At 52.0% G+C, this 14,508-nt stretch carries 11 protein-coding genes; 10 read left to right on the top strand and 1 reads right to left on the bottom strand.

Annotated elements, in window-relative coordinates; translation table 11 throughout:
- Positions 1 to 34: 34 nt before the first annotated feature.
- Together clpB and D570_RS09240 are read left to right on the top strand one after the other, a co-directional pair.
- Entirely contained in the window at positions 35 to 2,671 is a 2,637-nt protein-coding gene (gene clpB / locus D570_RS0100755; RefSeq protein WP_018142499.1) for an ATP-dependent chaperone ClpB, read from the top strand.
- Between the two features lie 140 nt (positions 2,672 to 2,811).
- Positions 2,812 to 3,936 carry a GNAT family N-acetyltransferase gene (locus tag D570_RS09240; RefSeq protein WP_083907351.1) on the top strand — a complete coding sequence of 375 codons (1,125 nt, stop codon included), beginning with the start codon at positions 2,812 to 2,814 and terminating at the stop codon, positions 3,934 to 3,936.
- A gap of 75 nt (positions 3,937 to 4,011) precedes the next feature.
- On the opposite strand, the gene D570_RS0100745 is transcribed toward D570_RS09240, so the two are convergent.
- Positions 4,012 to 6,465: an HAD-IC family P-type ATPase gene (locus D570_RS0100745; protein ID WP_018142497.1), complete on the bottom strand. Its 2,454-nt coding sequence runs from the start codon at positions 6,463 to 6,465 to the stop codon at positions 4,012 to 4,014.
- 112 nt (positions 6,466 to 6,577) lie between these two features.
- Between D570_RS0100745 and rmuC the strand changes: the two genes are divergently transcribed.
- The 8 genes from rmuC (at position 6,578) to D570_RS0100705 (ending at position 14,276) form a co-directional block, all read left to right on the top strand.
- The gene (gene rmuC, locus D570_RS0100740) at positions 6,578 to 7,975 is read left to right on the top strand and encodes a DNA recombination protein RmuC (protein ID WP_018142496.1); all 1,398 of its coding nucleotides are present in this window, start codon (positions 6,578 to 6,580) and stop codon (positions 7,973 to 7,975) included.
- Positions 7,976 to 7,984: 9 nt separating this feature from the next.
- Positions 7,985 to 8,653: a hypothetical protein gene (locus D570_RS0100735; protein WP_018142495.1), complete on the top strand. Its 669-nt coding sequence runs from the start codon at positions 7,985 to 7,987 to the stop codon at positions 8,651 to 8,653.
- Positions 8,650 to 9,348 (top strand): TrmH family RNA methyltransferase, encoded by a 699-nt coding sequence (locus tag D570_RS0100730; RefSeq protein WP_018142494.1) that lies wholly within the window; start codon positions 8,650 to 8,652, stop codon positions 9,346 to 9,348. Before D570_RS0100735 ends, D570_RS0100730 begins: the two co-directional genes overlap by 4 nt.
- 66 nt (positions 9,349 to 9,414) lie before the next feature.
- On the top strand, positions 9,415 to 9,708 hold the full coding sequence (gene gatC, locus D570_RS0100725; protein WP_018142493.1) for an Asp-tRNA(Asn)/Glu-tRNA(Gln) amidotransferase subunit GatC: 294 nt from the start codon (positions 9,415 to 9,417) through the stop codon (positions 9,706 to 9,708).
- A gap of 7 nt (positions 9,709 to 9,715) precedes the next feature.
- Complete coding sequence (gatA, locus tag D570_RS0100720; protein WP_018142492.1) at positions 9,716 to 11,248, top strand: Asp-tRNA(Asn)/Glu-tRNA(Gln) amidotransferase subunit GatA; 1,533 nt, start codon at positions 9,716 to 9,718, stop codon at positions 11,246 to 11,248.
- Between the two features lie 22 nt (positions 11,249 to 11,270).
- Complete coding sequence (gene gatB, locus D570_RS0100715; protein WP_018142491.1) at positions 11,271 to 12,767, top strand: Asp-tRNA(Asn)/Glu-tRNA(Gln) amidotransferase subunit GatB; 1,497 nt, start codon at positions 11,271 to 11,273, stop codon at positions 12,765 to 12,767.
- A gap of 72 nt (positions 12,768 to 12,839) precedes the next feature.
- Positions 12,840 to 13,874, top strand: coding sequence for a GNAT family N-acetyltransferase (locus tag D570_RS0100710; protein WP_018142490.1), 1,035 nt, complete (start codon positions 12,840 to 12,842; stop codon positions 13,872 to 13,874).
- A 90-nt stretch (positions 13,875 to 13,964) separates the two neighbouring features.
- A complete protein-coding gene (locus tag D570_RS0100705; RefSeq protein WP_018142489.1) occupies positions 13,965 to 14,276 on the top strand; it encodes a DUF2469 domain-containing protein in 312 nt (103 codons plus the stop codon).
- Positions 14,277 to 14,508 lie beyond the last annotated feature (232 nt).

Genomic DNA, 14,508 nt, shown 5'->3' with positions numbered 1-14,508 from the left:
CGTGCGAATCAAGGACAAACAAAGAAGGTCTGATATGGAACAAAAATTTACGACTTTGGCTCAAGAAGCCATATCGTCTGCTGTTCAAAGTGCCTCTGCAGCGGGAAACCCACAGGTAGAAACATTGCATCTGGCTCAAGAATTGTTGACCCAAAATAATGGGGTTGTGCTGGGCTTGCTTCAAGCAGCGGGCGCGGATGCGCAGTCTATTGGTGTGGGTATCCGTCAAGCATTGCTGGCTTTGCCACGCGTTTCTGGCAGTTCTGCAGCACAAGCCGCGGCTGCACGCTCGCTGGAGGCAGCACTCGTAGATGCTCAGAAAATCATGACAGATATGGGCGATGAGTATATTTCTACCGAGCATTTGCTCATTGCGATCGTTCAAGGACAGTCCGAAGCGGCGCACATTCTCAACAAATTCGGTGCTACTGCGCAAGCTTTGAAGAAGGCTGTGCCTCAGGTGCGCGGTGGAGCTAAAGTCACCAGCCCAGATGCCGAAGGCTCGTACAAAGCTTTGGAGAAGTACTCTACGGATCTGACGGCTCGTGCTCGCGAAGGGAAGCTGGATCCGGTCATTGGCCGTGATAAGGAAATTCGCCGCGTTATCCAGATTTTGAGCCGCCGTACGAAGAATAATCCTGTGCTTATCGGCGAGCCGGGTGTGGGTAAAACCGCAGTTGTCGAAGGATTGGCGCAGCGTGTGGTTGCCGGTGATGTGCCTACAACCCTCCAAAATAAGCGCGTTGTCACCTTGGACATGTCCTCTATGGTGGCCGGTTCGAAATACCGTGGTGAATTCGAGGAACGCTTGAAGGCGGTGCTCGATGAAATTCAAAAAGCGGATGGAAACATCATCACTTTTATCGATGAAATTCACACCATCGTGGGAGCAGGTGCAACTGAAGGCTCCATGGATGCGGGCAATATGCTCAAGCCTATGCTGGCACGTGGTGAGCTGCGTCTGATTGGTGCTACCACATTGGATGAGTACCGCGAAAACATCGAAAAGGATCCTGCTCTGGAGCGTCGATTCCAGCAAGTATTCGTGGGCGAGCCAAGCGTAGAGGATACTGTGGCCATTCTGCGTGGTTTGAAGGAGCGCTACGAGGCTCATCATAAGGTCACTATTGGTGATGATGCTTTGGTTGCGGCTGCTACGCTGTCCCATCGCTATATTTCCGGACGTCAGTTGCCAGATAAGGCCATCGATTTGGTGGATGAGGCTGCTGCGCATTTGCGCATGGAGCTGGATTCCTCCCCAGAGGAAATCGATGAGCTGACCCGTCGTGTCACGCGTTTGGAAATGGAAGAAATGCAGCTGAAAAAAGCTGAGGACATTGCTTCTCAGGAACGTCTTGAAAAGCTGCAAGCGGAGCTGGCCGATGCGCGCGAAAAGTTGACTGGCTTAAATGCCCGGTGGGAAGCCGAAAAGACAGGGCACAACAAAGTGGGTGACTTGCGTGCACAGCTCGATGCCTTGCGCGTAGAGGCAGATAAGGCCACGCGTGAGGGCGATTTGGAGAAGGCGTCGCGCATTTTGTACGGTGACATTCCTCAAATACAGAAGGAGCTGGCTGCTGCAGAACAAACCGCGGATGAGGGGAGAGAGGAATCAGAGCAATCCTCCGAACCTATGGTACCAGACCATGTGGATGCAGATTCTATTGCGCAGATTGTGTCGGACTGGACCGGTATTCCGGTGGGCCGCTTGATGCAAGGCGAAAATGAGAAGCTTCTTCATATGGAAGAAGAACTGGGTCGCCGCGTTATCGGTCAGAAGGAAGCGGTGCGTGCGGTCAGCGATGCAGTGCGTCGTTCGCGTGCCGGCATTTCGGATCCAAACCGTCCGACGGCAAGCTTCATGTTCCTCGGACCAACCGGTGTGGGTAAGACGGAGCTAGCAAAGGCTTTGGCGGACTTCCTCTTTGACGATGAGCGCGCTGTGGTGCGTATCGATATGAGCGAATACATGGAGAAGGCTTCGGTATCGCGCTTGATTGGTGCGGCTCCGGGCTACATCGGATATGAAGAGGGCGGTCAGCTCACCGAAGCGGTACGCCGTCGCCCATACTCTGTAGTGCTTTTCGATGAGGTAGAAAAGGCTCATCCAGAGGTCTTTGACATCCTGCTTCAAGTTTTGGATGATGGTCGCTTAACGGATGGTCAAGGTCGTACTGTGGACTTCAAGAATACGATTTTGATCATGACGTCTAACCTTGGCTCGCAGTTCCTCGTCTCTGGCGATTTGGATGAGGACGCGCGTAAGCAGGCGGTGATGAACGCGGTCCATGCGCAGTTCAAGCCAGAGTTTATCAACCGTTTGGATGACATGATTGTCTTCCAACCGTTGACGCGCGAGGAATTGGCCAAGATTGTGGATATTCAGGTCAATGCTGTGGCAGCACGTCTAACCGATCGTCGTATTACCTTGGATGTGACGAAGGTGGCTCGCGAATGGCTGGCAGACATGGGCTACGATCCAGCCTTCGGCGCTCGCCCATTGCGCCGCCTGGTCCAAAGCGAGGTAGGCGATCAGCTGGCACGTATGCTGCTGTCGGGCGCAGTTCATGATGGCGATACCGTGCTGGTTGACCAGACGGGTGGAGAGCATTTGGAACTCACCAGCTGGGCTACTCAGGATTTAGCGGATACCGGAGATCTTGAAAAGTAATATGTGACACAGTCATTCTCTCAGTACAAGGCTTGCGTGGTGATATCTACCATGCAAGCCTTTTTGTTTTCCCGTGCACAGTGAGTGGTGCAGTTTGCGGCGTATCGCGGCTCGAAATACCACAGTGGTATATTAAAGCCATGAAGAACCTCTCTATGGAAAAGAATCCACTCTCTAATCCCAGCAAATGGATTCACACGTACATCGTCACTGTAGGTCTGGATGATGGTGGCACCAATCGTTACGATATCGTCACCCGTCACGAAGCCGAGACTCTCGAAGATCTTAACCGCAACGAGGGGGATGCGGTGACGATTATTGCCACCTCCACAGACAGACAAAAAATGCTGGTTATCCGTGAATATCGACCGGCTATTAACGGCTATGTCTGGGCTTTCCCGGCAGGCTTGCTCGATCCGGAAGATACGAGTTTTGAATCCGCTGCGGCGCGTGAGCTCAAAGAAGAAACGGGCTACGACGTGGTTCGCGTTGATCAGGTTATCCGCCCGACTTATACCTCGCCCGGCATGACCAACGAATCCGTAGCGTTTGTGTATATAACCGTGGATGCGGAGCAGAAAAACGTCCTGCAGCATCTCGAAGCCAGTGAAGATATAGAGGCTCGATGGATTGATGTGCCGGCCGCTCAGCGACTGCTCGAGGGTGAGGAGTCCATCGATCAGCGCATGGCTTTGGTGGTGCGCGAATTCATCGAATCACATAAGGGCCCAACGCAGGATGTGGCAGTGCCGCATATCGTTCTGCGCAAACCAGGCGCTCAGGATAAATCGGCCATAAAAGCCATGGCTAAGGAATTCCAACGGTGCAAAGTTCCTCATGATGGGGGATTTTGGGACGAAGACCGTCTCGACGATACGTTTTATTATCAGCAATGGCTGGAATACAATGCCCGCACCGAAACCCAGCCGCCGATAGGATTTGTACCGGCCGTCCAATACGTCAGCTTTGACGCGTTTGGCAACGCTGTCGGAGCGCTGAGTCTCAGGCTGGAGCTCAATGATGATTTGCTGAATCGGGGAGGGCATATTGGCTACTGCATTCGTCCGGTGTCTCAAGGACGTGGCTATGCGAAAGAGCAGTTGCGTCAGGGTCTCGAGAAGGCTCGAGAGCTGGGTTTGGTGCGCGTGCTTGTCACCTGTCATCCGGAAAATACGGCCAGTAAGGCGGTGATTATCTCGCAAGGTGGTGTGCTGGAAGATGTGCGCGATAATGTGATGCGATTCTGGATTGATTTACGGCAGTAATAGAATAATCAATAATCAAAAAGCTGCGTCCCGCCATAGTAGGAGGGGCGCAGCCTTTCTTTATATGAGAATGACTTAATTCTGCTTGACAAATTGCTCAGGATTTGCCTTGAAAGAAGCCATGCAATGGTCAGAGCAGAAATGATAGGTCTTGCCATCGTATTCGTAAGAAGGATTGTCCTTCGTAACGGACATATTGCACACAGGATCGGTGAGTACGTGTTCTGCGGTATCGGTGTTTTTCTTAGACTTCAGGAAATCAAACATGTTTTCTCCTTGTTGTGAATTGTTGTCAATAATGATACGAGGTGTGACCTTTTCAGTCGCCGATGTGTCCACCGAAGACTGAGCAAGACGCAGACCACGCAAGCGTTGTGAATTCAGGATTAAGCTTACCGAGCTCAAGGCCATGGCAAGGCCGGCAATCATAGGGTTGAGCAGCCAACCGGTGAGTGGGTACAAAATGCCAGTAGCGATGACAATGCCCACCACATTGTATGCAAAGGCAAAGCCCAAATTCTGGTAAATGTTGCGCATGGTTTCACGGCTTAGGCGAATCATACGTGCTACGCCGTTCAACTCTCCTGTCATCAGGGTGACGTCCGCAGATTTCATAGCGATATCTGTACCCGTCCCCATAGCAAAACCGATGTCTGCCTGTGCTAACGCCGGTGCATCGTTAATGCCATCGCCTACCATAGCCACCAAATGGCGAGCGGAGGACTTGTCAGCATTCTGCTGAATCTGGGAAATCCAGTAAGCCTTGCCGTCCGGCTTCACCTGAGCGATAACGGTGTCAATGCCGGCTTTCTGCGCCACTTCGCCCGCCACCTCGGCCTTATCGCCAGAGAGCATGATGGTGCGAATGCCCAGCTTCTTCAGCTCCGCGATAGCGGCTGGTGAAGTCTTCTTTATAGGATCTTCTGCATAGCTGACCGTGCCGTTTTCTACGCTTTCCACTTCAGCGACACCTTCGGTAATAGTGCCCGTCTTATCAAATACAACGGTGCCGATATGACGCGCGCTTTCCAAAGCTTGAGCAGAGGCAATAAGAATGCCGTTACGAGCGCCAATGCCAATGCCTGCAGTTACCGATAATGGAGTAGCCAATCCGAGTGCACATGGGCAGGCAATAATAAGCACAGTCACGGCTGTGGTTAGCGCGTACGACAGTGCATCCGAAGGCGCGAAGGACGTCCACAGGGCGAAAGTCCAAATCGCTATGGTAAAGACCGTAGGCACAAATACGCGCGCAATTTTATCTGCTAATGCCTGCACTGGAGCCTTACTGGCCTGAGCGCTGGAAACCAGATGAATAATCTGTGAAAGCACTGTATCTTTGCCCGTAGCCGTTACTTTCATGGCCAAAGGCTTGTCCAAAGCCAAGGTGCCACCGGTGACCGAGTCGCCCGTGCCGCGCGAAACCGGACGGGATTCGCCGGTAATCATGGACTCATCCACTTCAGCCGTACCTGCAACGATAACGCCATCCGTTGGCACGGTATGTCCACCAGAAATCTTGAGAATATCGCCAGCCTTGACTTCACTCATGGAAATTTCCGTGCCGGAGGTTGGCAAAGACCATGCCTGAGTTTGTAAATCTTCTTCAGACAAGCGATATGCGGTATCAGGGCGCAATGTCATCAACGCTTCGATGGCATCATTCGTACCTGCACGCGCGCGAGACTCCAGCAAAGCACCCATCACGACCAAAGTCAGCACCACGCCCACGGTATCGAAGTACACGTGACGCGCATTCGCCGGCAAAATCTGAGGGGCTACAGTTACGAGAAGGCTAAAGATATAAGCTGCGCTGGTGCCCATGGTCACCAAAGCATTCATCTCCGGATTACGGTGAATAATCGCGCTCCAGCCAATGCGATGAATATCCCAACCCGTGTAAAACATCACAGGCGTCACCAAAATAGCCTGCAACCAAGGGCTATTTACCCATGCGGGTATATTGTTTCCCCAAAACATGGAGCCCATAGCCAGTATGGCTACTGGCAATGCAAAGATGATGCCAACAATGAGCTTTTTGCGTAGCCCAGAAATTTCCTGTGCGCGCTCGCTAGAATCCGCGATGCTCGACACAGTATCTTCGGAAGCCCTGTGGTCAATCTGACTGTCAGCGTTGTCTACAGACTCGGCCGGAGCCTTCCAATCGCCGCTGACACGCAACATGCCATGCACCATGTTCATGCCGCAGGCAAAGGGATAATCTCCTGCTTCCAAGGGAGGTAGCGTAATAGAGGTTTGACGCTGCGAGGGCAGATAGGCATCGATTCCCAGATCAGAGAAGACCACGTGTGAAGTGCATTCTCCGCTGTCCTTTCTGTTGAAATCGATTGTAAGCGGTTTTCCGGCTTGTGCTTGGATTAAAGCTGGCGAGTAACTTCCGTGCACGTCGACTGCAATGCGTTGAGTATGTCCTTCAACGGTGGTCTGTGCTCCTTTTTGTGGAGAAAAGAAGAACCAGAGCAGGGCTGCAGAAATAATTACTGCTCCGGCTAAGTAAACAAAGACCATGAGCGTACCTTTCTTTCATTCAATTCACATTCATCAACTGGACGGGTGCTGAAATTATTTCCGTGTCGGCATGTTTCAGCTGATGGTGATACATCCTGCTACTATCGAACATATGTTCGAAATCATTTTTTCTGTGGTTATTGGTCTTGTTATAGGCGGCGTGGTGGGGTACCTGCTGGCCTTGGCGCGCGGGCAGAATCTGAACGGTTCTGCGGATGCTGTGCGCAATCAAGAAATACAAATTCGTGAACTCACCACGCAGAGAGATGATTTTGCTGAGCGGTATGAAAATACGCGTCAAGAATTGGCAGCGCAACGCGAAATGACCGCACAGCTTCAAGGTAATCTGCAGGGTGCCAAGGAGCAACTGGCCTTTGCTCAAGAGCAGCTTCAGCAGTCTCAAGAGGCGGAAAAGCAGCGCATTGAGCGCGAGCGGGAGCGCAGCATCGAGCGGGAGGAAGAGCGCCGTCAGGAGCAGGCCCAAAAGCAGAAAGAAGAGTCTCGTGTGCTGGAAGTGCTCAGCCCGGTACAGAAGAATTTGGAAGCCTTGCAAAAGAAGGTGACCGAGATTGAGGAATCTCGTCAGTCGGAGATGGGCAAACTCTCGGAGAAGCTGCTGGGCCTCGGTCAGGCTCAGGAAAAGCTGGATAAAGAGACTTCAAACCTCGCGATGGCTTTGCGTGATAACAAGGTACGCGGTGCGTGGGGAGAAGCTCAGCTGAAAAATATCGTCGAATCTGCTGGCCTGCGTGAGCACGTGGACTTTGAAACACAGTTCTCCGTACACAATGCTGAGGGTCAGCAGCAGCGTCCTGATATGGTGGTTATGCTGCCGGATGGGAAGTTCATCCCCGTGGATGCGAAGGTGCCGTACTCCGCATATCAAAATGCCTGCGCGATTAGTGAGACGGCTCCAGAGCAAGAATTGCGTCTGCGCGATGAATATCTCCAGCAGCATGCCAAGGCATTGCGTAGTCATATCGATACCTTGGCTAAGCGTGAATACTGGAAAAACAACAATGAGCGTGTGGCTCCGGATTTTGTCATCGCCTTTATTCCAAACGAGTCCTTGCTTCAGGCGGCTTTGGATGTGGATCCTACGATTTTGGATTACGCCTTTAATAATCAAGTAGCCTTGACTTCACCGGTAACTCTGTGGGCGGTGCTGAAATCTGTGGCTTTCGCATGGCAGCAGCAGACGCTGAGCGATGAAGCCCAAGAGCTCTTCGACCTCTCGCGTCAAATGTTCAAGCGCTTAAATTCCATGAGCGAGCATGCGCGGAAGCTGGGCAGTTCTATCGGCTCTGCAGTCCAACATTACAACTCCTTTGTTGGATCGTTGCAGACACAGGTGGTGCCGACGGCGCGTAAGCTCAATGCCCTAGAGCCCGGAAAAGTATTTACGGTACCGGAGCTGCTCGAGGACGAAAAGAAAAGCGATATCCGTGAAATTACCGCGCCTGAACTTTTGTCCGACTGGGATAGCGGTCAGGACGAGGCTCAACGATAAGGTGGAAGTATGACACAGGATTTTAAAGCCACAGGAAGCGCAGAACTTCGCGAGAGTCTTGCTGCTTTACCGGACGATATGCTGGAGCCACAGCAGCGATTAGAAAAACTCGTAAGAGCGGCCGTTCAAGGAAAGCAATTCAGCGAGCTCACCACAGTCACCTATCATCACGATGGCGCCACCTTGGCCGGTCATGCCTTGCTCGATGTACTGGAAACAAACGGATTCAGCATAGACGATTTCGACGCTGTAGGTGCCATGACGACGGCTGGTGTGCCTCTGGTCTCAGCCATGATTCATGCCGCAGCCTCACGTGGACAAATCCTGGATGGTTTCCTGATGGATTTTGTATTTCCTAGCATCAAGGGTCCGTCCATTCGCGGTAAACGCGTTATCCTCGTGGACGCATGGCTCTCGGAAAAATCTTTTGTCCAAACCTCCTCTGTAGTCACCTTGACGCACGGCAATGAGCTGAATTTAGACTTTGCAGTTCTCGAAAAGGAAGGCGCTCAGATTGTGGCCATCACATCGCTGGTGGGGAGCACGGGTGCGGTAGAAGCCTATGGCGAGGGAGCAGAAGAATCGCTACATATTCGGTTAATTAATCCGATTACGCAGAGTGAAACCGTTGTGCCGTTCATCCCTGTGTTTTCTGATAAGGATTTGCAAAATTCATGATTCCACCGAGTGATTTTACGCAGCGCGTCATAGCAGCCGGGGATCCGGGATTACGGGAAATTGGCGTAGGTCCGTGGGTGGAAGAGCATCCGGGAGAGCCTATACCTCAGGGCTATCCATACGATGATGAGCTTGTGCAGGAAGGCGATCGCCGCAACGTTATGGACCGTTACCGCTATTGGAGTGTGGAGGCCATTAAGCAGGATCTGGACGACCGTGGACGTTATGGTTTTGAAGTCGCCGTAGAAAATTGGACACACGATTTCAATATCGGCTCTATCGTACGCACGGCCAATGCTTTTACCGCAAACGCGGTACATATTATCGGTCCTAAAAAGTGGAACCGTAAGGGTTCGTTGATGACTGAGCTCTACCAGCATGTATATCATCACGCGAGCATCGAAGAATTTGTGGAGAATATTAAGGCTCAGGCGCAAGCGCAAGACAAACCGCGTCCACGCATTATCGCCTTGGATATCGTGCCGGGTGCAGTGCCTATAGAAAAATATGATTTTCCGGAGCATTGTGTGATGATTTTCGGTGCTGAAGGGCCTGGTCTGACGAGCAAGGCCCTAGACCTAGCGGATGATGTGGTGTACATTTCTCAAACTGGATCCGTACGTTCTTTGAATGCGGGTGCAGCCGCCGCTGTTGCCATGCATACGTGGGTAATGCAACACGGGAAAATTGGCTAAAATCCTTAGCAATCAAACCATATTGAGCCGCCAAAGTGTCGTGTTAGACATCTACTATTGGGCAGTATGCCAACATTTACACGTGAAGAAATCGAGCACTTGGGTGAGCTTGCCCAAATTGCTCTGACAGATGAAGAAATTACTCGTCTGCAAGGTGAATTAAATGCTGTAGCTGATGCCATTGCGCAGGTACAGGAAGTTGCAGGTGAGGATATCGCTCCAACCGCTAATCCAGTGCCACTGGAAGCGTATTTGCGTCCAGACGAACCAGCTCAGCCATTAACTCAGCAAGAAGCACTTTCTGGCGCTCCAGCCTCCGAGTCTGGAATGTTCGTAGCTCCACAGATTTTGGGGGAGTAGTGAGATTATGGATAAACAAACACGCAAGGAATTAGTACAGCTTTCTGCTGCCGAGATGGCAGATAAGTTTAAAGCTGGCGAAGTCAGCTCTCGCGAACTCGTAGACGCTCATTTGGAAGTCATCGAGTCTGCAGAACCACAGATTAATGCTTTTTTGAAGGTGAGCGCAGATGTAGCCCGTGAGCAGGCTGATGCTATTGATGCTCAGCGCGCTCAGGGTGCAGAGCTCAAGCCACTGGCTGGTGTGCCTATCGCCATCAAGGACATGATTGTGACCAAGGGCATCGAAACCACGGCAGCATCCAAGATTTTGGAAGGCTGGGTTCCACCATACGATGCGACGGTTATCACGCGTTTGAAGAATGCGGGCATGCCTATTTTGGGTAAGACCAACTTGGATGAATTTGCTCAGGGTTCTTCTACCGAGCATTCTGCTTACGGAAATACGAATAATCCTTGGGATACCGAGCGCGTGCCAGGTGGCTCCGGTGGCGGTTCGGCCGCTGCGGTGAGCTCTTTTGAAGCTCCACTGGCACTGGGTACGGATACGGGCGGTTCTATCCGCCAGCCTGGTGCGTTTACGGGCACTGTGGGTGTGAAACCAACCTATGGTGGCGTTTCTCGCTTTGGCGCCATTGCGATGGCTTCTTCTTTGGACCAGATTGGCCCTGTATCGAGAACTGTCCTCGACTCTGCTTTGTTGCAGGAGACCATCGGCGGTCACGATCCGCATGATTCCACCTCGTTGCCAGGCTCCGCACCAGCCATGGTGGATGCAGCACGCGCAGGTTATAAGCGTGACTTAACGGGATTGAAGGTCGGCCTCATTAAGGAGCTGTCCGGCGATGGCTTCCAAGAGGGCGTATCCGCACGTTTCAACGAAGCTGTCGAAGAGCTCAAAGCCATGGGTGCAGAGGTGGTCGAAGTTTCGCTGCCAAACCTCAAGTACTCCTTGGGCGCATACTACATCATCATGCCTTCCGAAGTGTCCTCTAACCTTGCACGCTATGACGGTATGCGTTACGGTTTGCGCGTCATGCCACCAGAAGGTGTGCCAGCAACCGCCGCAAATATGATGGCATATACCCGTGAAGCCGGCTTCGGTGACGAAGTCAAGCGCCGTATCATCTTGGGTACCTATGCCCTGTCCGCAGGTTACTACGATGCGTGGTATGGATCCGCTCAGAAGGTACGCACCTTGATTATCCGCGACTTCAATGCCGCTTTCGAGAAGGTAGATGTGCTCGCATCTCCAACCGCTCCTTCCACGGCATTCAAGTTTGGTGAAAAGAGCAAGGACCCACTTGCGATGTACTTGGATGATATTTCCACTATTCCAGCAAACTTGGCTGGTGTGCCAGCAATTTCTGTGCCTGCTGGTGTCAGCACAGACGGCATGCCTGTAGGATTCCAATTTATCGCTCCACAAAAGCGTGACGATTTGCTTTACAAGCCAGCGGCCGCCTTGGAAGCTGCGCTGGAAGATAAGTGGAACGGACCTGTATGGCAGTGGATGAACACTCCATGGTTAGGCGAGTAGGCAAAGGTAGGCAAGAGGAAAAATGGCTGAAAAATTAATGAAGTTTGCCGAAGCTGTAGAAAAATACGATCCAGTTATCGGTTTGGAAGTTCACGTGGAATTGAGCACCACCACAAAGCTCTTCTGCCCAGCAGAAGTGTCTTTCGGTGGTGAACCAAATACCCAGCTCACCCCAGTATCTTTGGGCTTGCCAGGCTCACTGCCTGTGGTCAACAAGGAAGCAATTGATTACGCTATCAAGCTCGGTCTTGCATTGCACTGCGATATCGCAGAGTGGAGCCAGTTTGCCCGTAAGAACTACTTCTACCCAGATATGCCGCGCGACTATCAGATTTCCCAGTATGATAAGCCGCTCAACGGCGAAGGCTACTTGGATGTAGAGCTGGAAGATGGCGAAATTTTCCGTGTGCCTATCGAACGTGCACACGTAGAAGATGACGCCGGTAAGAATACCCACGTGGGTGGTGCCGACGGTCGTATCGAGGGCGCCGATCATTCGCTCGTTGATTACAACCGTGCAGGCGTACCATTGGTGGAAATTGTCACCAAGCCTATTACGGGTGCGGGCGCTCGCGCAGCCGAAGTGGCAGGCGCATACGTGCGTACTATTCGCGACATCGTGCGCGCACTCAATATTTCCCACGCGCGTATGGAGCAGGGAAATATGCGTGCCGATGTCAACGTTTCTCTGCGCCCAAGTGCAGACGATCCATTCGGTACTCGCTCCGAAACTAAGAACGTAAACTCCTTCCGTGGTATCGAACGCACCATTGTGTACGAAATCCGTCGCCAAGCAGCTCTGCTCGATGCAGGTGGAGAGGTGCTGCAGGAGACCCGTCACTGGGATGAGGCAAGCCAGACCACTGCAGGTGGCCGTGTAAAGACCGATGCCGATGATTACCGCTACTTCCCAGATCCTGATTTGGTGATGGTGCATACCACGCAGGAGCATATCGAGGAGTTGAAGGCTCAAATGCCTGAAATGCCACGTGAGCGCCGTAACCGTTTGCAGGCTGAGTGGGGCCTGTCCGATAACGATATGCGCGATATCATCAACGCCTCCGCGCTGGATTTGGTGGAAGAAACGGTCAAAGCTGGAGCTTCTGCGGCCGGTGCGCGCAAGTGGTGGATGGGCGAAATTTCGCGCGCTGCCAACGAGCAGGAAACCACACTGGAGGAGCTCAATATCACGCCAGCCGATGTGGCTCGCGTAGAAGCTCTGATCGCTGAAGGCAAGTTGAACGATAAGCTCGCAAAGCAGACCGTTCAGGGCGTCATCGACGGCGAGGGCACGCCGGACGAGGTTGTAGCCAAGCACGGCTACGAGGTGGTGCAGGATACCAGCGCTCTCGAGGCTGAAGTGGATAAGGCTTTGGCTGCAAATCCAGATATTGCCGAAAAGCTCAAGAGCGGCAATATGAAACCAATGGGTGCAATTATCGGTGCCGTCATGAAGGCTACGCGCGGACAGGCAGATGCAAAAACGGTTACCAGCATCGTCATGTCAAAAGTCAAGTAAGCTAGATACAGCTAGATAATTTAAGCTGAACTCAGCTGGACTCAGATAAGCAACGGATTGAGAGGGCATCCCATGCAGGCCAACGAGAAAACCAACACCTTCGATGATACCGATAGTCAGATTGCGGGAAAAAAGCCTCATACAGACGATCGTATCCTTGCAGAAAGTGTGGTCATTCCGGAAATCTGCGGTGAAATGGTGAAACTTCGCGCGGCCACGTGGGAAGATTTCACCCAAATGGAACAGTTGGATGCCTTCTCGTCTTCGCTTACCTTGGTAGGCAAAACCGAAAAAGCGGAGCGCGATATCGTCCGCTCCTTGGTACAGCGTTCTTTACGTTGGCAAAAGGGCATACGTACCCAAGAAGAAGGACTCCAGGATGCGGAGGCACGCGGCGTAATGGCGTGGTCGATTTTCGCGCGCAACGAGAACGATCAGGCCGAAACCGGCGATGTGGATAATCAGGACACGCCAACCCCATCTGAAGAGCTCCTCGGTATGGCCTTCCTCGTGGATATTGACGCGTGGGCAGCATCCGCACGCATCCAAGTCATCCTGGGTGAGAACTACCGCGGTCGTGGCTACACGCGCGACGTCATGCCACGCGTGATGACCTTCGGCTTTGCACCTCGACCAGCCGGGCTGGGCTTACACAGGATTTGGATTAGCACACCATCTGTCAACACACGTGCTCACGCCGTTTATCAATCGCTGGGCTTTGTGGAGTCCGGTATTTCACGCGATGCCCAGTGGGATGACAACGAGCAGCGCTACATGGATATGCACGTCTTCGATATGTTGGTGGACGAATACGATCCTATTCATTCCCTCGAAACCTTTGGATTGCATGCCATTATGGATAATCCGGGCGTGCGCGAAGCTTTGGCACAGCACGAGCGCACATTGGAGCTGAAAAAGCACGTCACCAGCGAAGAGCGAGACTTAAGCGTAACCAATAAAGAAGTGCGTAAAACCACCATCGGTGAGAACGACGAATCCATCGAGGATCTGCAAGTGCGCTTGGGTGAATCCGAGCAAGAGGGTGACAAGGCAGAGCCGGATTTGCCGTGGTGGAGAAAGCTCGGCGCGGGCAGAAAACGCGATTAATCGCTTCCTGTCGAGCCTAGACGCTCCACCGTGTTGCGCAAGTACTGAGCAGACAAATAAATATCACAGGTATACGAGTAAAGGACAACCATGAGCGCAGAAGATCTCGATAATTACGAAACGGATGCCGAACTTGCGCTGTATAAAGAATATCGTGATGTGATCAAACTTTTTACGTATGTCATCGAAACAGAGCGCCGCTTTTATCTCGCCAATCGCGTAGATTTCAACGTGCGCCAAGCTGGTCAGGACGCATATTTCGACGTTCAACTCACCGATGCATGGGTGTGGGATGTGTATCGTCCAAACCGCTTCGTGAAAAGTGTGAGAATTGTCACCTTCAAGGATGTCAATGTGGAGGAAGTTCAAAAAACAGAAATTGAAATTCCTCGGGATTTATAACGCAATCCACGCTTTAATTTAGGCTGCGCTAATCTTTTGTATGGGGTTAGGGCAGCCTTTTTCGTAGAAAAATAGTAAAATGAAGCGTATGTATGGATGAAAGCAGGCGCCATAATGTGCTTCGTTGTGTGCCCGAAAGAACGCACAAGAATGGTGTGAATTGCAGAGAAATTGTGCATGAAAATTCATTATTCCTTCTTTTATCCCCGTTTAGTCAGGCTAAAAGGTATTC

It is taken from the genome of Alloscardovia criceti DSM 17774 (genome assembly GCF_000376885.1).
GTDB classification, from domain to species: Bacteria; Actinomycetota; Actinomycetes; order Actinomycetales; family Bifidobacteriaceae; genus Alloscardovia; species Alloscardovia criceti.
Note: the sequence above shows the minus strand (reverse complement) of the source record. Positions and strands in the feature narration are given on the sequence as shown.